Below are 21,069 nucleotides of genomic sequence, written 5' to 3'. Positions count from 1 at the left end.
TTAAAACCTACGAGAACCTTATCCATTCCTACCTGACCTGAGCCATCACCATGAAATCTAATAAAAATAGTAACAGTGAAGACCGCTCCATCGTTGCCGACCTTGCACTTCCCGAAGTACATGCTTTAGTTTCCAAACTGCACTTTTCTCCCAACGAAGGGCGTATCTGGCTGGACGAAAGCCGATGCGTGCTCCTACAAATGGAAACACTGAAAGACATATACAAGGACTTACAGGCCTATTCTGGCCCAGACTACACGCGGGAATTTCTGACTCGTATCGGATTCACCACCGGTCAACGCGATGCAGAAATGATTGTAAAAAAGGAAGGTTTATCCTCTATTGAAAAGCAGATTTACGCAGGTGGTGTCTTGCACGCTTTGCAAGGATTTGTAACATCGATGCAAATTGGATCGTCGGCACTAAATGCGTTCGATATGAAGAACACGGACTATCGTGCAGAAGCCTACTGGCAGAACTCCATCGAAGCTGAAATTCATTTAGCTATGAACGGTGTCAGCTCAAATGCGGTGTGTTGGTTTTCCGTTGCGTATTGTTCAGGGTATCTAAGCACATGCGCTGGAAAACCTATCGTCGTGGAAGAGCTCGAATGCCAAGCGATGGGACACCCTCATTGCCGCATCCAAGCGAAGCCCGCCGAAATTTGGGCACCCAATCAGTCGGAGCAATCTCAGATCGCCACGCACCCTATTCCCGATGATGATCAGGGAGGCGAGCTCGTCATTGGTTCATCGGCAGTGTTCAAGGTGCTCCGTCATAAAACAGCTTGTGTGGCGGAGACCGATGCGACAGTTCTTTTACTTGGAGAAAGCGGGAGCGGCAAGAGTCTTATTGCCCGTGAGATCCACCGTTTGAGCAGCCGCGCTGGCCAGGCCTTCGTTGAAGTGAACTGTGCCGCTATACCAGATCAATTAATCGAGTCGGAGCTGTTTGGCGTCGAGCGCGGAGCCTTTACAGGTGCTACCACTACGCGAGAGGGACGTTTCGAGGCAGCTCATCAAGGGACTCTCTTCCTTGACGAAATTGCCACTCTAAGCATGACCGCTCAAAGTAAACTTCTCCGTGTACTTCAGAATGGTGAACTAGAACGTCTCGGCAGCAATCGGACAATCCACACCAGTGTCCGACTGATTGCCGCAACGAATGTTGATCTGAGAGAAGCCGTCCAAGATGGCCACTTTCGACAGGATCTTTACTATCGACTGAACGTCTTTCCCATCCAAATTCCCCCTCTGCGGGAACGCCGCGATGACATTCAACTCATTACCAGAGCACTCATTTCCCGATTTTCTAAGCGCCACGCACGTAAGTTAAAAGGCATATCATATGCCGCCATGCAGGTACTTATTCACCATGACTGGCCGGGCAACATTCGAGAGCTGGAGAATGTGATCGAGAGAGCCATAATCATGGCTCAAGACGTCGACTTTTTGGACACTCACCATTTAACGACGATTGAAGGCACCCTCACCACACAAGACTTCCTAAGCCTCAACCAGAAAGGTGATCTAACCTTGAGTAGTGAGCTGATGCGGAACGCGGCTGAGAATGCTAACCCTAAAGCTCTCTCATTAGATGAAATTGCCGAGCAGATGGTACATCAAGGGCCTGTTAACTTGGACCAAGTGCAAGACGCCATCACCCGAGCAGCCGTCAAGCATAGCGGTGGCAATATTTCCCGGGCGGCTGCCCTTCTTGGGATAACTCGAGCTCGACTTGATTACCGCGTCAAAAAGGTCACATAGCTATTCATACGAGTCAGAGTTGAGGACGGTACGAAACAAATCAAGCATTCGTAACCGTCCTGCTCAATGCCTTACTTGGCACCCATTTGTTCGACCGCAAAAAACGTTTACTGCGCCAAGTGACGCTTTACGTCCCTGCCCCTCTCACGTGCGAAAGTGCCCTACCGCGTCGTTGAGATGCTCGCCGACCTCCTGTAGCTCTTGACTGGCGTGCTGCAGCTCAGCAAGGGCGCGTGCGCCATCCTCAACTACGTCGCGCACCCGCTCCATACTCCGACCAACTTGCTCGGCCACGGCGCTCTGCTGTTCGGCGGCAGTGGCGATCTGCTGGTTCATCGCCTCAATGCTGGAAACTAAGCTCTCCATCAACCCTCCCTCTGGAGGGGTTTTGCGTTTTACAGTGGCGTCGTTGGCTGGCAGTTCCACGGCAGCAGCGCCTCGTAGTCCTCAACGCTGTTGGCCAGCTGCAGGCGCTCGACGACATAGCGCAGCCAGGCGTAGGGCAACTGGCCATTGGTCTTGGGGGGGGGCGACCAGGCTGTAGAGCTGGGCGCTAGCAGTCGCTCCTTTCGGCGTGTCGCTGAACAGCCAGTTCTTACGACCGGTAACAAAGGGCCCGGATGGGCCGCTCGGCTGCATTGTTATCGATCGGCAGATGGCCGGCCTCGATGTAGCGTTCAAGTCCGCTCCAGTTGCTCGCAAGGTAGTTCACTGCTTTGCCCAGGGCTTTCTGCGCCGTAACCTGCGGCTGGGTTTTCTTCAGCTAGGTCTTGAGCTGATCGAGGAGCGGTGGGCTGTGCTGCTGGCGGCCCCGGTAGCGCTGTTCATCGCTGACATCCTTGAGTTCGCGCTCGACGCCGTAGAGCTTGTTGATCATCATCCCCAACGCGATATCAGCACGCCCGGTTTGCCCTTGAGTTGCACCTTTTGCGTTTCGACGAACTTGCGCCGCGCATGCGCCTTATGCGGAGTACTGGATAAGTCTCATTATTCAGAGAGTGGTTTTGGCCGGTTCTGAAGGGCCACCGTACCTGTCTGCGGCTTATCCGCCTCGTTCTCGACCCGGTGGTCGAGTGGGCGAACTCCACATAATCTCGATTGACGGCTCAGGAGTGGCCGGCTTGTCGGAGAGCGGCAGTGCAACTGCCATTGCGAACCCAGGAGCGGGCTTGTCGGAACGCCTCACCGCCCGAATGACGAACGAAGCCCGTGCCAGGCAGCACGCAGGCAGCATCACCGGCAAGCGCGCTACCGCGGATCATCGATCCGAGTGTCGTTCCGCGACGGCCGGCATGAGCAACCTCAGGACGAACCGCTCCACCTCCTGCCCGACCAGCCCATGCTCCCCAGGCCGCCCCAGCATAAGGGCCTCGCTGAGGGCGCCGAAGATGAACGTGCCCACCGCCCTGCCCTGCACGCCGCTGTCACCGCGGCCTGCGGACTGCTCGACGACCATGGATACATGCCGACCGATACGCTGCTGCATGCCTTGCAGGCGCAGCAGCACCCGCTCGCTCACGCCGCGCAGCTCGCGCGCCTGCAGCAGGATTAACGCGCTCCTGCGCAGGCGCGGCTCGAACAGGGTGCGCTGGACGCCCTGCCCGAGCGCGCCGGCCATCTCCGCGATGCTCGGCAGGCGCTCCACCTCGGTCTTGTCGACCGGGAGCACGTCCCAGGGAAACCAGGCGCGGTCGACGACGGCCTCCAGCAGTTCGGACTTGCCCTTGAAGTGCCAGTAGATCGAGCCCCGGCTGAGGCCGGCGGCGTCGGCGATCGCCTCTAATTTCGCGGCGGCGAAGCCCTGATCGCTGAACACGCACTCGGCGGCATCCAGCAGGCGTTGCCGTGTCCGCTCCATCTGGATCTTGGTCCGTCTCATCGCAAGGCACTCCGTGGCGGCATCATTCGCTTCCCCCCCCAAGGGCCTTGTACAGCGCGATCAGGTTTTGGCTGCGCGCCAGGCGCGTGTCGACCAGTTCCTGCTGCGAGGCGTACAGGTTGCGCTGGGCGTCCAGGCTGTTCAGGTAGGTGTCCACGCCGGTCTCGTAGCGTAGCCGGGCCAGGTCGTGGCTACGGGCATTGGCCTTGACCAGCAGTTCCTGGGCGGTGACCTGGCTGTCCAGCTTGCCGCGCGCGACCAGGCCGTCAGCCACTTCGCGGAATGCCTGCTGGATGGCCTTCTGGTAATTGGCCACCTCGATCAAGGTCTGCACCTTGGCCACGTCGAGGTTGGCCTGGTTGCGCCCCCAGTTGAAGATCGGCACGTTGATCGAGGGCACGAAGCTCCAGGCGCCCTGCCCACCGGCGAACAGGTCGCCCAGCTGTCCGCTGGCCGAACCGGCCGAGGCGGTCATGCTGATGTTCGGGAAGAACGCCGCCCGGGCGGCGCCGACGTTGGCGTTGGCGGCCTTGAGCGCATGCTCGGCGGCGAGGATGTCCGGACGCCGGGTCAGCACCTGAGACGGCAGGCCGGCCGGCAGCGCGGTGTCGAGCTCCGGCGTGTCCGAAGCTGCCAGGGCCAGCTGCACGGGCGCCAGCGGCTTGCCCACCAGCAACACCAGTGCGTTGCGGTCCTGCTCCACCAGGCGGTGGTAGCGGGCTTGGCTGGCCTGGGCCGAACGTACGGTGCTCTCCGCCTGGCTCAGGTCCAGTTCGGTCGCCACGTCCTCCTGGTAGCTGCTGCGGATGGTCAGGTAGCTCTGGTGTTGGCTTTCAAGGGTCTGGTCGCTCAATGCCAGCGACTGCAGGTCCGCCTGCAACTGGTAGTAGGCGTTGGCGACTTCGGCTACCAGGGCGATCTGCGCACTGCGCTGCGCCTCGACGGTCTGCAGGTAGGCCTCTAGCGCCTGCTCGTTCAGGCTGCGCACGCGACCGAAGAAATCCACCTCGTACGAGGCGAAACCGACACCGGCATCATACCGGTGACTGGTCTGCGTGCGACCGTCAAGGGACAGGTCCGCCGGCGTGCGCTGGTGGGTGCCGGACAAATTGGCGTCGATCGACGGCAGCAGGTCGGCACGCCGAATGCGGTACTGCGCCTGCGCCTTCTCGATGTTGAGCAGCGACACCCGTAGGTCGCGGTTATTGGCCAGCGCCTCGCCGATCAGCCCCTTGAGCTGGTCGTCCTTGAAGAAGCTCATCCAGGGCAGCACCGCCTGCGCGTCGGCGGGAGCGCCGCTCCAGCTGTCGGCCACCGGCGCCGGCGGGCGCTGGTAGTCCGGAATCAACGAGCAGCCACCCAGCAGCCCGACGGCCAGGGCCAGGGCGGTTTTCAGTTTGCCGTGGTTCATGCTTGCTCTCCTTGGGCCTGACCATCGGCTTGGCGCGCTTTGCGGATGAACAGGTTGGTGATCACCACGAAGAACAACGGCACGAAGAACACCGCCAGGAAGGTCGCGGTCAGCATGCCGCCCACCACGCCGGTGCCGATGGAATGCTGGCTACCCGAGCCCGGGCCAGTGGAGATCGCCAGGGGCAGTACACCAAGCACGAAGGCCAGGGAGGTCATGATGATCGGGCGCAGACGCTGACGCGCCGCTTCCGCCGCTGCCTGCAGCAGGGGCATGCCTTGCTCGTGCAACGCCTTGGCGAACTCGACGATCAGGATGGCGTTCTTCGCCGACAAGCCAACGGTGGTCAAAAGGCCAACCTGGAAGAACACGTCGTTGGCCAGGCCCCGGCCCAAGGTCGCCAGCACCGCGCCGATAACGCCCAGCGGCACGACCATGATCACCGCCAACGGTACCGACCAGCTCTCATAGAGGGCTGCCAGGCACAGGAACACAATCAGTACCGACACCGCGTACAGGGCCGGCGCCTGGGAGCCGGACAGGCGTTCCTCGTAAGACATGCCGGTGTACTGCAGGCCAATTCCCTCGGGCAGTTTGGCGACGATTCGCGCCACTGCCTGCATGGCGTCACCTGAGCTGTAGCCTGGCGCGGGCTCGCCCTGGATCTGCACTGCGGAGACGCCGTTGAAACGCTCGAGCTTCGGCGAGCCGTAGGTCCAGTAGCCGTTGGCGAAGGATGAGAACTTGACCATCTCCCCCTCGGCGTTGCGCACATACCACTTATCGAAATCTTCCGGCGCGATGCGCGAGCTGATTTCACCCTGCACGTAGACCTTCTTCACCCTGCCCCGATCGACGAAGTCGTTGACGTAGGCCGAGCCCCAGGCCGTGCTCATGGTGTTGTTGATATCGGCGATGCTCACCTGCAGTGCGCGGGCTTTTTCCTTGTCGATAACGATTTGATACTGCGGCTCGTCGCTCAAGCCGTTAGGACGCACATTGGTCAGCACAGGATCTGCGGCTGCCATCTGCAGGAACTGGTTGCGTGCCTCGATCAGCTTCTCGTGCCCCAGGCCCGCTCGGTCTTGCAGGTAGAAGTCGAAGCCCATTGCATTCCCCATTTCCAAGATCGCCGGCGGCACGATGGCGATGACGGTACCATCCTTGATCTGTGCGCCACGTGCTTGCAGGCGCTGGGCCAAAGCGAATATCTCGGTGCCGCGCGGGTCGCTACGCTCTTCCCAGCGCTTGAGATTGACGAACAGCATCCCCGAGCTCTGGCCACGGCCGGCGAAGTTAAAGCCATTCACGGTGTAGGCGCTGTCGACCACCCCATGCTCGTCCTCGAGCAGGTAGTCGCGGATCTCATTGAGTACCACCTGAGTGCGCTCGGCACTGGTGTTGGTGGGCATCTGGACCTGGACGAACAGGGTGCCCTGGTCCTCCGGTGGCAGGAACGAGGTCGGGATCTTCGGGAACAGCCAGCACAGGGCGACCACAATCAACCCGTAGATGGCCAAGAACAGCGCCTTGCGCTTGGCAATGCCGAGCACCCCGACCTTGTAGCGGTCCGCGTTGCGGTCGAAGGTACGGTTGAACCAGCCAAAGAAGCCTTTCTTCTTGTGGTGGTCGTGCCCGATCGGCTTGAGCAGGGTCGCGCACAGCGCCGGGGTGAAGATCATTGCGACCAGCACCGACAGCGCCATCGCCGAGACGATGGTGATGGAGAACTGTCGGTATATGATGCCGGTCGCGCCGCCGAAGAAGGCCATCGGCACGAACACCGCCGAGAGCACCATGGCGATGCCCACCAGCGCACCTTGGATCTGGCCCATGGACTTGCGCGTGGCTTCGCGGGGGGACAGTTTGTCCTCGACCATCACCCGCTCGACGTTTTCCACCACGACGATGGCATCGTCCACCAGCAGGCCGATCGCCAGGACCATGCCGAACATGGTCAGGATGTTGATGGTGAAGCCGAACGCCGCCAGTACACCGAAGGTGCCCAGAAGTACCACCGGCACAGCCAGGGTCGGGATCAGGGTGGCGCGCAGGTTCTGCATGAACAGGTACATCACCAGGAACACCAGGACGATGCCTTCGAACAGCGTCTTGACCACTTCGTGGATCGAGGCGCCCACCGCCGGCGAGGTGTCGTACGGGTAGGCGACCTTGACCCCCGGTGGCAGGAACGGCTTGAGCTCGTCCACGGTGTCGCGCACCCGCTGCACGGTGTCGAGCAGGTTGGCGCCGGTGGCCAGGCGCAGGGCGATGGCCGCGGCGGGCTTGCCGTTGTGGGTGCCGCTGATGGAGAAGTCCTCGGCGCCCAGGCCGACGGTGGCGACATCCTTAAGGCGAACCTGGGAACCGTCCGGGTTGACTTTGAGCAGGATCTCGAGGAATTCGTCGGCTGTCTTCATCCGCGACATGCCCAGCACGGTGGCGTTGAGCTGCACGTCCTGGTGCGTCGGCAGGCCGCCTAGCGAGCCGGACGAAACCTGGACGTTCTCCGACCTGACCGCGTCGATCACGTCCTGGGGTGTCAGCTGGTAGCCGAGCAGTTTCTGCGGATCGGTCCAGATGCGCATGGCGTATTGCGCCCCCAGCATCTGGTAGTCGCCCACGCCCTTGACCCGGGTGATCGGATCCTTGAGGTTGGAGACGATGTAGTTGCCGAGATCGAAGTTGTCCATCTTGCCGTCTTCGGAGTACAGGCCGACCACCAGCATGAAGTTAATCTGGTACTTGGCCACGCGCAGGCCCTGACGCTGCACCTCCTCGGGCAGCAGCGGGGTCGCCAGCTGCAGCTTGTTCTGCACTTGCACCTGGGCGATGTCCGGGTCGGTGCCCTGGTCGAAGGTGACGATGATGCTCATGCTGCCATCGCTGTTGCTTTCAGCGGAGATGTAGCGCAGCCCGTCGAGGTTGTTCAGTTGCTGCTCGATCACCTGCACCACGGTGTCCTGGACGGTCTGCGCCGAGGCACCGGGGTAGACCACGGTGATGCTCACTGCGGGGGCGGCAATGTTGGGGTACTGGTTGACCGGGAGCTTCAGGATGCTGAAGACGCCGGCCAGCATGATCACGATGGCGATCACCCAGGCAAAGATGGGCCTGTTAATGAAAAACGATGACATGGGGATTTACCGAGTAGTGGGGGCGATGCCGGGGCTGCGCTATTACTGGGAACTGACGATGGACTGCACGGGGGCGACGTTGCCGGCGGCCACGGGCTTGACGACGATCCCGGGGCGCACGCTCTGCACGCCTTCGGTGACGACCCGCTCGCCGGCCCTCAGGCCCGACTCGACCAGCCATTGGTTGCCCACGGTGCGGGTGGCCTTGATATGGCGCAGCTCGATCTTGTCGCCCTCGCCCACCACCCAGCTGGTCGCCTCGCCCTTGGGGTCGCGGGTCACGCCCTGCTGCGGCACCAGGACCGCCTGCTGGCGCACGCCTTCGGCCAGCGTGCCGTGGACGAACATACCCGGCATCAGCAGGCCGTCGGGGTTGGGGAACTGTGCCCGCAGGGTCACCGCGCCGGTACCCGGGTCGACGGTCACCTCGGAGAATTTCAGGGTGCCCGGCTGTGCATAGGGCGTGCCGTCTTCCAGGGTCAGGTCGACCTTGACCTGGTCGGGGCCGACCGTGGCCAGGTGCCCGGCATTCAGCTCGCGGCGCAACCGCAGCACCTCGGTGGAGGCCTGGGTGACATCCACGTAGATCGGGTCGAGCTGGTTGATCGAGGCCAGTTCCAGGCTCTGCTGGGCGCTGACCAGGGCGCCCTCGGTGACATTCGAACGGCTGATGCGCCCGTCGATCGGTGCCAGCACGCGGGTGTACTCCAGATTGATGCGCGCCGTCTTCAGTTCGGCCTCGGCCTGCTTCCAGCTGGCCTGGGCATCGTCGAACTGCTGGCGGCTGATGGCCTTGGTGTCCAGCAGGCGCTGGTAGCGCTGGGCCAGGTTGCGCGCGGTGTCGCGGCCGGCCTCGGCCTTGTCGACCGCCGCCTGGTAGAGCGCCGGCTCGATCTGGTAGAGCTGCTGCCCCTTGCGCACCACGGTGCCTTCGGTGAACAGGCGCTTCTGGATGATCCCGCTGACCTGAGGACGCACCTCGGCCACGCGGTAGGCCGTGGTACGGCCCGGCAGGTCGCTGGTCAGCAGTACGTCCCGGGCCTTGAGCTCGACCACGCCCACTTCAGGTGGCGCGGCCGCCACGGTCTGTTCAGTCTTTTCGCACGCCGACAGCAGAAGCATTGCCGACAACAAGGCGCCGAAGCTCTGCATGGTTATGATTTTCATCTTCTCTCCCCCTGGACACGGCGCCAGACAACTGCTTGCGGCGGTGTGTGACTACCCCTGACAGCCCTCTGGCGAATCGACATGTACCGCAATGCGGTTAATAGAACCACAATATGATACATTTGTGATTACAAAAAATAAACAGCCTCTGCCCAGCCAGCGACGAACCTGTACACTCCGCTGTCAGCCCAAAGGCCCGCGGCACGGCCGTTTCCGAGGAATGTGATGAGTGTTGATAAAGACAACCTGATGGAAGAGCCACGCAGTGGCGGGATCCAGGTCATTGCGCGGGCCAGCGCGGTCATGCGCAGCCTGGCGGTGCAGCCCCAGGGCCTGAGCCTGGCCGCCATCGCCCAGGCCGTGGGGCTGCCGCGCTCGACCGTGCAGCGCATCATCGGCGCGCTGGAAACAGAGGACCTGGTCGAGGCCCTGCCGGGCAGCGGCTATCGCCTGGGGCCGGGCCTGCACCAGCTGATCCACCAGGCCCACGGCGACATCATCTCCTTCGTACGCGACTCGCTGGAGCAGCTAGGCGAATCGTTGGGCGAAACCGTGGCGCTGTCGTGCATCCGCGGGCAGCAGAGCAACGTCATCATTCGTGCGATCAGCGAGCATGAACTGCGGGTGGTGATTCCCCTGGGCCGCTCACTGCCCATGCACGCCACTTCGGACGGCAAGGTGCTGCTGTCCACCCTCAGTGACGAGGAAATCGGCCGCTGGATCGCCGCGGACCCTGAGAAACTCACCGGCAGGACCCTGGACCTGCCGGGGTTGCTCGCGCAGATGCCAGGCATCCGCCGCGACGGCATCGCGGTGGATGTCGAGGAGCACGCCCCGGGAGTGAGCGCGATCAGCGCTCTGCTGCCGACCTTCATGGGGCCCCATGCGGTGACGGTAGTGGCGCCGACGGCGCGGTTCGAGGCCCGGCAGGCGGAGTTTCGCCAGGCGCTGGAGACATTCAGGGAAGACTTCAAGCGGGCTCGGGGATGAGCTAACCCGCTCTACATGGAACAAGACATGACTTGACCTCGTTTGCGGGCACTAGAGTGTCCTCCTGCTTAGAGGAGTAGTGCCCAGGAAATCTGAGCCGATCAGATGCTCGGTCCTCGCTGTTTCATGACGTCCCACGAAGAGGTCATTGCGTCGAACCGGATGATGACAGCGACAGGTAAGGGTTGTTCGGCGGCGTGTCGTTGAACAGGGTCCGCGGGTCTTGAAGCAGGTAGCCGTGAAGTCTCCGCGACTTCCTTGGCCCGGTCACTTCGCACGTCCAGATGTTCAGACCACTGACCTGCTTGCGATGCAGTTGCAGCTTCTCGAACCGTTTCTGCACCCACTGCCAATCGGCCAACTGGTCTTGCCTGGCCAGGGAAGCAGTCTTGGGATGTTCCTGGGCGTAGCGCTGGAACACACCGGGACTGACCAGGTAGGCCGTATCGGCGACCGTATGCACCAGTGCCTTGGCGTCATTGATGATGAGCTTGCGCGCCTCGATGCGCCGGCGCAGCCAGACGATGAAGTGCTCGCCTGATGGGGGTTCCTCCGGGCCTGGAGTAGTAAGTCCCGGCACCATCGAGCCGGATAGCGCAACCGGCTCGGAGGGGCCTTCCGGAGCCGGAGGGGGCGATTCGGTGGCAGATGAGGGGATGGCCGGTGTCCTGTCGGACGTGCCGAGCAGATCCAGGAGTGCGTCGATGCCATCGTCGGCTGGTGACGCCATTTGGGGCGGAGACTCCGGTGAAGAGGGTTCGGCCGGCGGCAGGGACACAGGCGCGGCGGAAGCATCTCCCTCTTCCTGGATGACCGTTACCGTGCCGGCGAACGGTGCGGGCCGCTCGCCTCCCTCCCAGATCAATGCAGGCGCAAGGCGCAACAGGGTGAAGCCGTGCGACCAGCCGGTCTCGCTGGCGATGGTCGCGCGCCAGATCGCTTTGCCGTCGGGCGTGGGTTGCAACATGCAGTGGTCCTGCAGCACGTTGAAGACGGCGGTGTTGTTGGCGGGGACGCCGTCGATACCCTGGGACAGCAGGTGCGCACGCAACTTGTCCGAAACGGTCTTGCTCACCAGCCACAACGCGTCCTGGGTGAGCCAGCCGTCCGAGGCCTGGGGCTGATTGAGCTTCAGCTCTTCCTTCAGCAGGTAGCGCAAGCCTTCGAGCAGCTTGCGTTGTAGCGCATGCTTCGGCGCGACCATCGCCTTGACCGGGTCGCCGCCCAGGGCCTGGGCGACCGAGGCACGGTCGGCCTGGATGACCAGTTCGCCGAGCACGCCGGCATGCTCGTACTGCCCGGCCAGCACGAAAAGCAACGCCGACCACAGCAGCGGGTAGCCGCTGAGCCAGTCGAGAATCTCACGGTCGAGCAGGCGGGCGTAGAGCAGTCCGGCGGCGGCGCTGTGCAGGCGGTACTCGCGGTCCGGGCGATAGCGGAAGCGGTAGCGCTGCTGCAAAGGACCGTGCCAAGGGTGCCAGATGCTGCCATCCGCCAGTTCGACGTGCAGGTCGACCGTGATCTTGCCGATGTCGTGCAGGAGCGCGGCGTAGGCCGTGGCGGCGGTCCAGGCTTCGGATTGCGCGGCCTGGTCTTCAGGCGTGGTGCCGCTGGGGAGCAGGTAGGACTGCCTCAGCTTGAGCGCGTAGGCGACGATCTCCAGGCCGTGGTCCAGCATGCCGCCCGGATAAGCGTGGTGGTGGTTCTCGGAGGCCGGGAACTGCTGGGCCAGCTCGGCGTAGCGCTCCAGTGGGGCGAGGTAGAGCGTGGCGAACTGCCGGCGCGAGAGCGATGTGCGCTGCCAGATGTGTTCCAGCAGTTTCTGCCGGCGCGGCGTGGCCAGCAGCGATGCGGCCGACTCCGGCCGCATCGACCCTTTCGGAGTTTCGATGGCGGAGGTGGGCGGTGTGCCGGCGATGGGTAGTACCCGTTTGCGCTGGAACAGCGAGAGCATGGTGAACCCCGGATGACGGGCTGCTCGGGGCGCCTTTTGGCCTTTTCAGGATAGGGCCTTTCCCCTTGGCGCCCTTCCTTTGCCCCTTCCCAGCCCTTTGGCCTTTGTCGGAAGCCTTTGGGTATAGGGCCGCTGCTTCGCGGGTGCCACGATGAATGCGGCATGGGGCAATCCCGGCAAGTGGGTCGCTGCGGGACGTTCGTCAGCTCTGACCCAAGCCGGTGTCGAGGGCGGCGGATTGCGCGGCGAAGTCGTCGGGACGGCGCTTGCGGAAGGTTTCGAGATTGGCGAGCTTCCAGCGCAGGGCCGGCAGTTGAGCGGCGTGTGGGCATTGCACCAGCGACCAGTCCGGCTCTGCGCGCGCCAGCCCGCTCAGAAACTGCTTGTGCGCCGCGCTCAGTCGCTGTGGCAGCTCGCGCCGTAGCCTGGCGCGAGCGTCGAGCAGTGTCTCCAGGGAGCAGTCCACTTCGGTCATGCCGACAAAGGCCCGCTCGTACTCACCGGCGATGTCCTTGTCGTTGCCGAACAGCACTTCGTGGGGCGGCCGGTTGTGGCCCGCCAGATAGATCACGAAGCACTCGACCATGCCGTCGCTGATGTCCCCCGATTCGTAGAGCTGCCACACGTCGAACAGGTCGCGGGGGTGCTGCCGATCCAGCGCGGCCACCAGCTTGCTGGCGTACAGCTCGTCCGGTGCCAGAACCGGCAGCTCGAACTCGACGCCGAACAGATCGCTGGTCTTGGCGCTCAGCGGCCGCCGCTCGACGGGCAGCACGCTGCCGCGGAACACGACGTTGACCTCAATCTTCACCTGGCTGGCGTCGTTCTCGACGATCAGCTTGGTGTCTCCCAGGTCCTTGGCGCGAACCAGGCGTGTCTGCACGCCCAGTGGTGCAACGCGCGCGGCGATGGCGGCCAGCTCCTGGTTGATGGCTTGCAGCGCTTTGTCGCGCGGCGTCTGCCACGGGAGGTACACCACGTCGATGTCCACCGACAGGCGCGGCATGTCCCGCACGAAGAGGTTGATGGCCGTGCCGCCCTTCATGGCGAAGATGTCGTTGGCGAACACGTCGGGCGCGACGGCCAGCAGCAGGCGAACGGTGTCCGCGTAGGTCTTATCCATGAGGTCTCAGGCTCAGCAAAGTGCCGTCATCGAGCCGGCTCATCCAGCGCGTGTTGCTGCCGGTGCGAACCGGGTACTGCTCCAGCAGGGCATCGACATCCACGATGCTGGTCTCGCGCGCCCAGGTGAGGAACAGGCGCACGGCCTTCACGCTGGCGCAGCAGGACAGCAGTTGCCCGAGCACGTCCTTGCGGGGGGAACGCAGTCCATCGAAGAGGTTGCGGGCCTCTTCGAGGCTCTGCTTGACGCCGGCTTCGTACAGCAGCTCCAGAACGGCACGCTCGGGGGCTGCCACCCGCAGATCCTCGGGCAGGCCAGGCGGCGTGGCCAGGGTCTTGCTGGCCAGCGCCGTGTCCGGCCAGTCGAACAGGCGGGCGTGGACATAGCGAGCCGGAAAGCGCGAAGTGAACCAGGCCGGCAACGCGAAGCGACCGTCGCCCCACAGCACCAGCGCCTCCCGGCTGCCCAGGTTGTGCCGCACACCCTGCAGGGCCAGGGCGCTCTTGCCGCCGACGTGCAGGCCGGGCACGCGCTGTTGCAGGAACTTCAGCGCACCGTAGACCCCGAACTCATCTTTCGGGAAGGCATAGACGCCATGGGCCAGGCGCACGAGCCACCCACCGTCGGCATAGTGAGCGGCGAGCTGGGGCGACACCCCGAACTGGCTCAGGGTGGCAAGGTCGAACGGCGCCCCACGGGGGAGTCCCGCCTGCAGTCGCTTGATTACCTGGTGCCGAGAATTTCCATCCATATTATAAAAATAACACAGAATCCAATCAACGCCTAGAGTCATTGCAAGAACGCGCATGGAAAGTAGCATAAGGCTTGATTTATCGTGCAGAATCTAATCGACCTACGACCCGAGCCAACCCGGCTCTGCCGGCCGCAACCCGCCCTCCTGATCGCGGTCTATGCTGGAGGGCAGGTCACGACCGGCCGCTCCGCGAGGTGAGGCACCACTGAAGCCGAGGCATATGAGCATGACCACCAACACGCACAACGGGCGCTGGAGCCACCGGCTGGGCCGGGGGGCTGGCCGTGCCTGGCGTGGATACCTGCGCCGCGAGCAGCGTGTCGCCGGCTGGCTGGTGACGCGCGGGGTGACCGCGGGCGCGGCGACGGCGGTGCTCTGGATCGTCAAGCTCGCCGTGCTCGGTGCGCTGCTCTACTCCGCGCTCTGGCTGGCCCTGCTGCTTGCCTTTGCGGTGACTGCTGCATGGCTCGTGCAGCACGACGACCCTGATCAAGAGGAACCGCAACCCGAGTGGAGGGAAGGCCCCAACGGCTTCGGGCTTTATGACAAGAGCGACTGGCGCATCGACCCGCATGTGACCGACGACGACTGAACGGCGGTCACTTCTTCGATACGGCGCTCATTGCCATACCAGCGCCACGCCCCCCAGCGCCCTTGGCGTCCGAGGTGGCGGTGGACAACCCCTGCACGATATTTCCCGTGCGAACGCCTGCCCAAGCCAATGCCATGACCCAAAACGTCGGCAGCACGATGAACATCATCGCCATGACGAAGTTAAGGAGCATGTCGCCAAAGGCGTTGTTCAAACCGATCAACGGATCGAAGTTCGTGTGCGGCCTGTCCGCGCCAAACCCCCAGCCGTAGAGCGCGTCCAGAATCGTGCTGTCGATCCAGCGCGCGAGCTGGAACCAGAAGTCCACGAAGAACAGCGCGAACTGGACGCAGCTCACCGTCATCACCGTCTTCAGGTCGTAGGTTCCGATCAGCAGCACTAGCGGGATGCAGATGACGAGCGCCATCTTGAGCATCGTCAGCACCATCGGCAGCGCCTGGCGCACCACGTCCATCGCCGGAAAGAAGCCCAGCGAGCCGACGGTCAGCCCCAGGTCGCTCGCGCCGCGCGTGACGATGTTCGGTAGCGTCTTGTCGATCTGGCCGCCGTAGTCGGTGTAGACGGCGCCCTGGTTCATCTTCTGCTGCCGCGGTGAGACGACGGCGCGGATCACCGAGTCATTGGCCTCGCTCTGCGACAGGAAGCCCACCCAGCGCCCGATGCGGGTCAGCAGGTCCGGGTCGACCTGTGCCAGCAGCCGGCTGCGCAGTCCCTGGCCGCCATCGGCCCACCACTGTCGGCAGGACGGATAGCCGCCGCCGCTGTCCACCTGTGCCAGCCCTGCATCGCGGGTCGCGTCGTAGGGCCAGGCCGTGCGTGGGGTCTTGGAGCGATAGGTGTCATAGAAGCCGGGCGTGTCGAGGAAGTAACTCGACCCGATCCAGGTCACGTCGTTCATCTGCTCGTCGGAGAGCGTCGGTCGGTTCATGAACAGCTTGGCGCGCGATGGCCCGTAGCAGTCGTGCGTGAAATCGGCGACCTCCTGTGCCAGCACCGAATCGTCGATGCGCGTGGCATCCACATCCATGCGAATCTGACGCAGGTCCGTGCCGCAGGGAATCGCCGCCACCGCGGCGCCGGTGACCGCCTTCGAGATGGCGTGCATGAAGAACCACCACACCGGCACCAGCGCGCTCTGGTTGTCGAGCGTGGTGTAGACGTTGGCCCAGCCCGTGTCGTTGGGCAGCGGGACGCTGACCTGACATTGCGCGGAGTGCGTGGTGTCGAACTTGATCGTGGCGAGATCCACCGGGATGAACGGGATGCCGGCGAACATGATGACCACGATCGCTACCCACACCCGGTTCTCGATGCGCATCGACGACAGCACGCCCTTGTTGCCCTCGTCCGCACCTTCGCTGCGGGCCTTGAGCCATTCCTGGATCACGATGGCCACGAACGGCAGCGCGAACACGCCGCTGGCCACGAGGATGCTCCAGATGCCGTTGTTGACCACCCAAGCCACCAGGGTCAGGTAATACTCCAGGTAGTCCGTCGTGTAGAGCGTCATGCCTGCCTCCCGGTCTCAGCCGTCCCGCAACAGTTGGCTGGCTTCCAGCGCGACCACGGCGATCACGGCCGCGGTCTCCGTGCGCAGCAAGCGCTGATGCGTCTCGCGGGACGGCTCCCGCCGCAGCAGGCGCCGGCGCATCCACCACCAGCCATAGGCCGTCGCTCCGTAGAGGCACAGCCGCCACACGAAGAAGTGGCCGGCGTGCGCTTGCAGCCAGTGCTGCCAGCCGTCGACGTCGCCGACCACGTGGATGCCGGCGATGTTCACCGCCACCGCGGCGGCCACCACCAGCAAGGTCCACAGCAGTGCCACGCCGACGCGGCGGTTGAACAGCCAGGTCAGCCGGCTCATGGCGTACCGCTCCGCGGCTTCTGGACTTCCCGCAGCCGGTCGCGCGTGGTGTCGCCCTCGAAGATGCCGCGCGAGCCAGCGGCGCGGGTGCTGTGGCGCTGGACGATCGCCATCGCCGAGTTGCCGGCCAGCGTGCGCCGCAGCTCAAGCTCAGTCTTGAGGTTGTTGATCTCCTGCTCCAGCGCGCTGTTCTCCTGGTCGACCGCCTGCACGGCCAGTTCGTTGGCGGCGACGTTCGGCTCCTTCTTGCCGGTCAGCAACGTGCGTTGCAGCAGCAAGGCCTTCTCCAGCACGCTGGACAGCGCCGCCTCCGACGCCAGGCGCTTGCCCATTACGTCCTGGTCGGGTTCATCACGCAGGGCCTCGATCACGCCGCGGGTGATCGGCAGCGAGCTGCTGCCGGCCGCGTCGAGATTGGCCGGCGTCGTCGGCCGGGCGCCCGTCACCAGCTCCTGCAGCACCTGCAGCTTGGTCTCGTACTCTTCCTGGATCACTGGCGTGAGCCCGACGCCAGGCGTGGTCTGGGTCTTCGTGCAGTTTTCGCAGGTGCGTTGCTCGCGTTCGCCCAGCACGCGGTTCGCAAAGACCGCGGCCGCGCCAGGCGACGACCAGGTCTGGCAGGTCAGGCGGTTGCCGCAGGCGCTGCGCGCGATCGACGAGGTATCGGTGGCGCTGCGCCCGTTGAGCAGGTTGTAGCCCGCGCGCGTCACATCGCCGACCACCTTGATCGAACTCTGACCGGAGCCGCCCGCGTTGCCGCCGCCGACCCATGGCACGCCGTTGTTCCCTTTGTTGGACTCGGCCTGCTCGATGGCGGAGACGGCATCGGTGCTGCTGACCGCATCCCGCAGCGCCATCCCTTCGGCAAGCTGGTCCCAGCCGGCTTGGCCGCCGGCCATGTCCGCCATCCGATTGGCGATGGCCCGGCAGGTCATCTTCGAGCGGTCGAAGTCCAGGCGCGCCTGGAGGATGCCGTTGGTCAGCAGGTTGTAGAGCCCGGGGTCGGCGCGCTGGATGATCAGCGCCGGCAGCGAGGCCACGGCGCTGGTGGCGTTCTGGATCACATTGCTCATGATCGTCTGGAAGCCGTTGGTGATGCCGTTGAGCTGGTTCTGCAGTGTCGTGGTGATGCTCATGTCGCCGCAGATCAGGTTGCTGTTCCAGCCGATCCCCACGCCGATGCTCTGCATGTTGCCGGCACCACCCATCGACACGGCCCGGCCGCCGCCGATGCTGTAGAGCACGTCGTCGCCGATCACGCTGCCGCTGACGTTCACGCCATTGGGATCGATGCGGGTCTGCGCCCAGGCGACGCCGACGACCAGCGTGATGGCGGCCACGAGCAGCGTGGCCCGCAGGTGCGACTTCGAGCGGCGCAGGAAGTCAGGGAGGGATGCGTTCATCGTGGGTTCCTCACATGAAATCGACGCTGCCGAGGAAGACCTGGCCACGGCGCCGGCAGCAGGAGTAAGGCCGCCACAAGGCCCAGGCGTAGTCGCCCTGCTGGGCCTGCACGCGGGTGCGGCTGTGCGGGAAGACCACGCAAGTGTTCGAGAGCGTGGGCGTCAGCTCCTGCCACTTGCCCGTCGATGCGTCGGTCTCCATCAACGCGCCGGCCGGCCAATACCCGTCGCGGGCGTTGGCCAGCAGGGGCTGGTACACGTGAATCTGGTTGCGGCGCGTCACGATGTCGCCCGCGCGCTGCGCGACCACGGCGCCGCTCTGGTGGTCGTCGGTCTGGTGCAGGAAGCCACCGCGGGGATATACGTTGCCCCAGAGGTTCAGGCCGGTGCGCGTACCGATTTCGCGCCGACCGGGGATGAGCGCTTCGGGGTAGAGCGCTTCCGGGATGTTGTAGCGCCAGGCCAGCGTGTCGAGCGTGCTCAGCAGATACGGCATGAAGGCCGTGCCCGCGCCTTCGCAGGTGTAGCCGGAGGCGCTGGCGAACTGGCTGAACACCATCCCGGCCGGATGGCCGATGACATCGGCGTTCTTGAACTTGGCGAGGTTGTTCTCGTTGTCATGGTTGGTCGTGCCGTCACCGCCAGCCTTGGCAGTCGGGTTGGGCATGCTCATCGCCCTGACTTCCAGCCACGGGTTTTCGCCGGTGTTCGAGTAGCTCGACACCACCGCATCGGGGACGTAGTGGCGCACCTTGACGGAGGTGCGAACCGAGCAGCCGAATGGCGTGCAGTACAGCCAGTAGCAGATTCCGACTACGCGGTATTCGAGGCAGTCGGGGGACAGCGCCGACGAGACGATGGTGGCGGTGTCCAGGGCGAACGTCGACGTGGCCGCGCTCAGCAGCAGCGAGGCGACGGCGGCGCGCAGGCGCCGGGAAGCCAGCAGGAGGCTCATGGCTGCGTGCTCCGGTAGGCGTTGATGCGCGCGACGGCGCGGGGCACGTCGGGCTCGCCGTAGACCACGTAGCGTCGATCGACCACCACGGCGGGAATCTTGGCGATGCCCAGCCCCCAGGCATCCGCGACACCTTGGTAGGCATGGCCGATGCGGCGTTGCAGGGCCTCGTCGCGGTCATGAAGCCGTTGCCGCACCAGGGTCGCGGCCTGTTGGGGGGCGGCCGGCAGGTGCGCCGCGAGTTCGCCCTCGATGCGCGTGGCTTGGTCCAGCTCGATGACCCGCACGCCGGCCGGGGCCTGCACCGGATGACGGCTGTCGGTGACGACGAGCACATCGGCGGCCGCCACGATGGGACCGAGCAGCGCGGCGCACAGTCCAGCGGCCAGCCGGGCGGCCAGGGGGCGCCGCGAGGCGGCAGGAAGGTTGAGGGAATGAGCCGGCATGTCGCGCCTCCGCGGAGTCGATGCAGACTCGTAGTCGAGCGCAACGCAGATCAGAGAACGACAAAGAAACCGAAACCGGTCAGTCCCGATTTCCTGTGCACCGGCGAAAGGAAACGGGAGCCAAGGGCTCCCGTGGTGATGAAATGAATGTGCGTGGGGTTCTGCTACAACAAGCCGGCTTCGGCGAACGAGTACGGGCTGCCCTTGCCGACGATGAAGTGATCCAGCACCCGGACATCGACGGTGGCCAGCGCGCTCTTCAGCCGCTCGGTGATCGCACGATCAGCGGCCGAGGGCTCGGTGTTCCCCGAGGGGTGCTGATGCGCCAGGATCAGCGCCGAAGCGTTGAGCGCCAGCGCACGCTGGACCACCACCCTCGGATACACCGAAGTCTGGTCGACCGTGCCCTTGAACAGCGGCTCAAAGGCGAGCACCTGGTGCTGGTTGTCGAGAAACACGACGGCGAAGATTTCGTTCGGCTCCGCGACCAGTTTCAGGCGCAGGTAGTCGCGCACGGCGGCGGGACTGCCCAGCGCCGGACCGGCCTTGAACACGCGGTTCTCCAGCAGGGTGATGGCCTGCTGGATGATCCAGTCTTCGTGCTGGGCGGCGATCAGGGTGAGCGACTCCGGGCGGGAGTCGGCGATGACAAGAGACATGGCGAACCTCCAATGGATGAGATCGGAGGGCGCCTGCCCCTGGAGGGCAAACCCTCCTGGGGACGATGGGGATGGAACAGGTGACGAGCGGGCATCCACCACCGCGGATGCGGTAGCTGTTCGCGTCTAGGGATGCGATGCGAACGGGTTTCGATCAACGCGGACAAGCCGCGCCGCAGCCTTGAAGATCGATGGCTACCTGGGCATGTCACCGGCAACGCCGGCGGGCATGTCTGGGGAATGGGCGGGTTCCGCTACGGTCGTGCTGCCGGCGGTGAGCAGGTCGATGGCCGACAGCAAGGCATCGCCTTCGACGGGGCCGTGCAGCAGGAGGGTCTTGCCGGACTCGCGGTCGCGCAGTTGCAGGGCCGGCGTGGCCGCGATGCCCTGCTGTGCGGCTTCCACCGCCTGGGCATGGATGACGGCATCCGGACGCTCGCTGTCGAGACAACCCTGCATGGCTGCCGTGAGGTCGGGATAGCGCAGGCCCTCCGGCAGGCCCTGGCCGTCGCCACGGGTGTTCGAGTAGAGCCACGCCACGGCCTGCCAAAACGTGGCATGTCCACCAGTCTCGCCCGCGCACTCGACCAGGCGTGCCCCGGCAGTCGCGGCCGGCTCGTGCATGGACAGCGGCAGGTGGTGCCACTGCCAGTTCACCTCGGGATGGGCGTCGATCCAGCGCTTGAGCGCGGGGAAGTAGGCCCGGCAGTACGGACACTCCAGGTCGGCGTACCCGACCACCGTGAAGCGCGCATCGGCACGGCCATACAGCCAGGGCGGGCCAGCCGGTTTCGACGCTTCGGACCGGGCGGCGGCCGAAGACATGGGCTCGGTTGCCGGATGCGGCGCGCGCGGCAGCATCCACGAGGCAACCGCAATCGTCACTACGATCAGCAAACCGATCCAGGGATGACGGCGGGCGAATGAAGGCATGCGCATCGTGTTGCT

The 21,069-nt window shown here is 64.3% G+C and carries 18 protein-coding genes and 1 pseudogene; 3 read left to right on the top strand and 16 right to left on the bottom strand.

What is annotated here, in order from left to right; genetic code table 11:
* The first annotated feature begins 50 nt into the window (after positions 1-50).
* Complete coding sequence (locus tag GQ39_RS01520; protein WP_052193459.1) at positions 51-1,766, top strand: sigma-54-dependent Fis family transcriptional regulator; 1,716 nt, start codon at positions 51-53, stop codon at positions 1,764-1,766.
* A 144-nt stretch (positions 1,767-1,910) separates the two neighbouring features.
* Here GQ39_RS01520 and GQ39_RS32920 read toward each other — a convergent pair whose 3' ends face one another.
* The 6 genes and pseudogenes from GQ39_RS32920 to GQ39_RS01490 form a co-directional block, all read right to left on the bottom strand.
* Positions 1,911-2,132: a methyl-accepting chemotaxis protein gene (locus GQ39_RS32920; protein WP_047526707.1), complete on the bottom strand. Its 222-nt coding sequence runs from the start codon at positions 2,130-2,132 to the stop codon at positions 1,911-1,913.
* 29 nt (positions 2,133-2,161) lie between these two features.
* Positions 2,162-2,726, bottom strand: a pseudogene (locus GQ39_RS01510) (IS66 family transposase); the annotation flags it as partial.
* Between the two features lie 298 nt (positions 2,727-3,024).
* The gene (locus GQ39_RS30910; protein WP_052193457.1) at positions 3,025-3,645 is read right to left on the bottom strand and encodes a TetR family transcriptional regulator; all 621 of its coding nucleotides are present in this window, start codon (positions 3,643-3,645) and stop codon (positions 3,025-3,027) included.
* 22 nt (positions 3,646-3,667) lie between these two features.
* Positions 3,668-5,056, bottom strand: a complete 1,389-nt coding sequence (locus tag GQ39_RS01500; RefSeq protein WP_047526705.1) for an efflux transporter outer membrane subunit — start codon at positions 5,054-5,056, stop codon at positions 3,668-3,670.
* Positions 5,053-8,193: an efflux RND transporter permease subunit gene (locus tag GQ39_RS01495; RefSeq protein WP_047526703.1), complete on the bottom strand. Its 3,141-nt coding sequence runs from the start codon at positions 8,191-8,193 to the stop codon at positions 5,053-5,055. Before GQ39_RS01495 ends, GQ39_RS01500 begins: the two co-directional genes overlap by 4 nt.
* Before the next feature lie 42 nt (positions 8,194-8,235).
* Positions 8,236-9,360, bottom strand: a complete 1,125-nt coding sequence (locus tag GQ39_RS01490) for an efflux RND transporter periplasmic adaptor subunit (protein WP_047526701.1) — start codon at positions 9,358-9,360, stop codon at positions 8,236-8,238.
* Positions 9,361-9,585: 225 nt separating this feature from the next.
* Between GQ39_RS01490 and GQ39_RS01485 the strand changes: the two genes are divergently transcribed.
* Positions 9,586-10,350 (top strand): IclR family transcriptional regulator, encoded by a 765-nt coding sequence (locus GQ39_RS01485; RefSeq protein WP_047526699.1) that lies wholly within the window; start codon positions 9,586-9,588, stop codon positions 10,348-10,350.
* A gap of 145 nt (positions 10,351-10,495) precedes the next feature.
* Here GQ39_RS01485 and mobH read toward each other — a convergent pair whose 3' ends face one another.
* The 3 genes from mobH to GQ39_RS01470 form a co-directional block, all read right to left on the bottom strand.
* Entirely contained in the window at positions 10,496-12,304 is a 1,809-nt protein-coding gene (gene mobH, locus GQ39_RS01480; protein WP_047526698.1) for a MobH family relaxase, read from the bottom strand.
* A gap of 202 nt (positions 12,305-12,506) precedes the next feature.
* Positions 12,507-13,427: a nucleotidyl transferase AbiEii/AbiGii toxin family protein gene (locus GQ39_RS01475; RefSeq protein WP_047526697.1), complete on the bottom strand. Its 921-nt coding sequence runs from the start codon at positions 13,425-13,427 to the stop codon at positions 12,507-12,509.
* Positions 13,420-14,178 (bottom strand): type IV toxin-antitoxin system AbiEi family antitoxin domain-containing protein, encoded by a 759-nt coding sequence (locus GQ39_RS01470; protein ID WP_047526696.1) that lies wholly within the window; start codon positions 14,176-14,178, stop codon positions 13,420-13,422. The genes GQ39_RS01475 and GQ39_RS01470 overlap by 8 nt, the downstream gene beginning before the upstream one ends.
* 223 nt (positions 14,179-14,401) lie before the next feature.
* On the opposite strand from GQ39_RS01470, the gene GQ39_RS01465 reads away from it, so the two are divergent.
* Positions 14,402-14,773: a DUF3742 family protein gene (locus GQ39_RS01465; RefSeq protein ID WP_047526695.1), complete on the top strand. Its 372-nt coding sequence runs from the start codon at positions 14,402-14,404 to the stop codon at positions 14,771-14,773.
* Between the two features lie 7 nt (positions 14,774-14,780).
* Here GQ39_RS01465 and GQ39_RS01460 read toward each other — a convergent pair whose 3' ends face one another.
* From GQ39_RS01460 to GQ39_RS01430, 7 genes are all read right to left on the bottom strand, one after another.
* Complete coding sequence (locus GQ39_RS01460; RefSeq protein ID WP_047526693.1) at positions 14,781-16,304, bottom strand: conjugal transfer protein TraG N-terminal domain-containing protein; 1,524 nt, start codon at positions 16,302-16,304, stop codon at positions 14,781-14,783.
* 15 nt (positions 16,305-16,319) lie between these two features.
* Positions 16,320-16,658: a hypothetical protein gene (locus tag GQ39_RS01455; protein ID WP_047526692.1), complete on the bottom strand. Its 339-nt coding sequence runs from the start codon at positions 16,656-16,658 to the stop codon at positions 16,320-16,322.
* Positions 16,655-18,061, bottom strand: coding sequence for an integrating conjugative element protein (locus tag GQ39_RS01450; RefSeq protein ID WP_047526690.1), 1,407 nt, complete (start codon positions 18,059-18,061; stop codon positions 16,655-16,657). The genes GQ39_RS01455 and GQ39_RS01450 overlap by 4 nt, the downstream gene beginning before the upstream one ends.
* Positions 18,062-18,071: 10 nt before the next feature.
* A complete protein-coding gene (locus GQ39_RS01445; RefSeq protein WP_047526688.1) occupies positions 18,072-19,016 on the bottom strand; it encodes a TIGR03756 family integrating conjugative element protein in 945 nt (314 codons plus the stop codon).
* Complete coding sequence (locus GQ39_RS01440; protein ID WP_047526686.1) at positions 19,013-19,462, bottom strand: TIGR03757 family integrating conjugative element protein; 450 nt, start codon at positions 19,460-19,462, stop codon at positions 19,013-19,015. The genes GQ39_RS01445 and GQ39_RS01440 overlap by 4 nt, the downstream gene beginning before the upstream one ends.
* Before the next feature lie 164 nt (positions 19,463-19,626).
* The gene (radC, locus tag GQ39_RS01435; RefSeq protein WP_011829985.1) at positions 19,627-20,121 is read right to left on the bottom strand and encodes a RadC family protein; all 495 of its coding nucleotides are present in this window, start codon (positions 20,119-20,121) and stop codon (positions 19,627-19,629) included.
* A gap of 195 nt (positions 20,122-20,316) precedes the next feature.
* On the bottom strand, positions 20,317-21,060 hold the full coding sequence (locus GQ39_RS01430; RefSeq protein WP_047526685.1) for a DsbA family protein: 744 nt from the start codon (positions 21,058-21,060) through the stop codon (positions 20,317-20,319).
* Positions 21,061-21,069: the final 9 nt, after the last annotated feature.

The organism is Pseudomonas sp. 11/12A, assembly GCF_000800055.1.
In the GTDB taxonomy this organism is placed as follows: domain Bacteria; phylum Pseudomonadota; class Gammaproteobacteria; order Pseudomonadales; family Pseudomonadaceae; genus Aquipseudomonas; species Aquipseudomonas mohnii.
The sequence above is the reverse complement of the archived record's forward strand: the minus strand, read 5'-3'. Positions and strand labels throughout refer to the sequence as shown.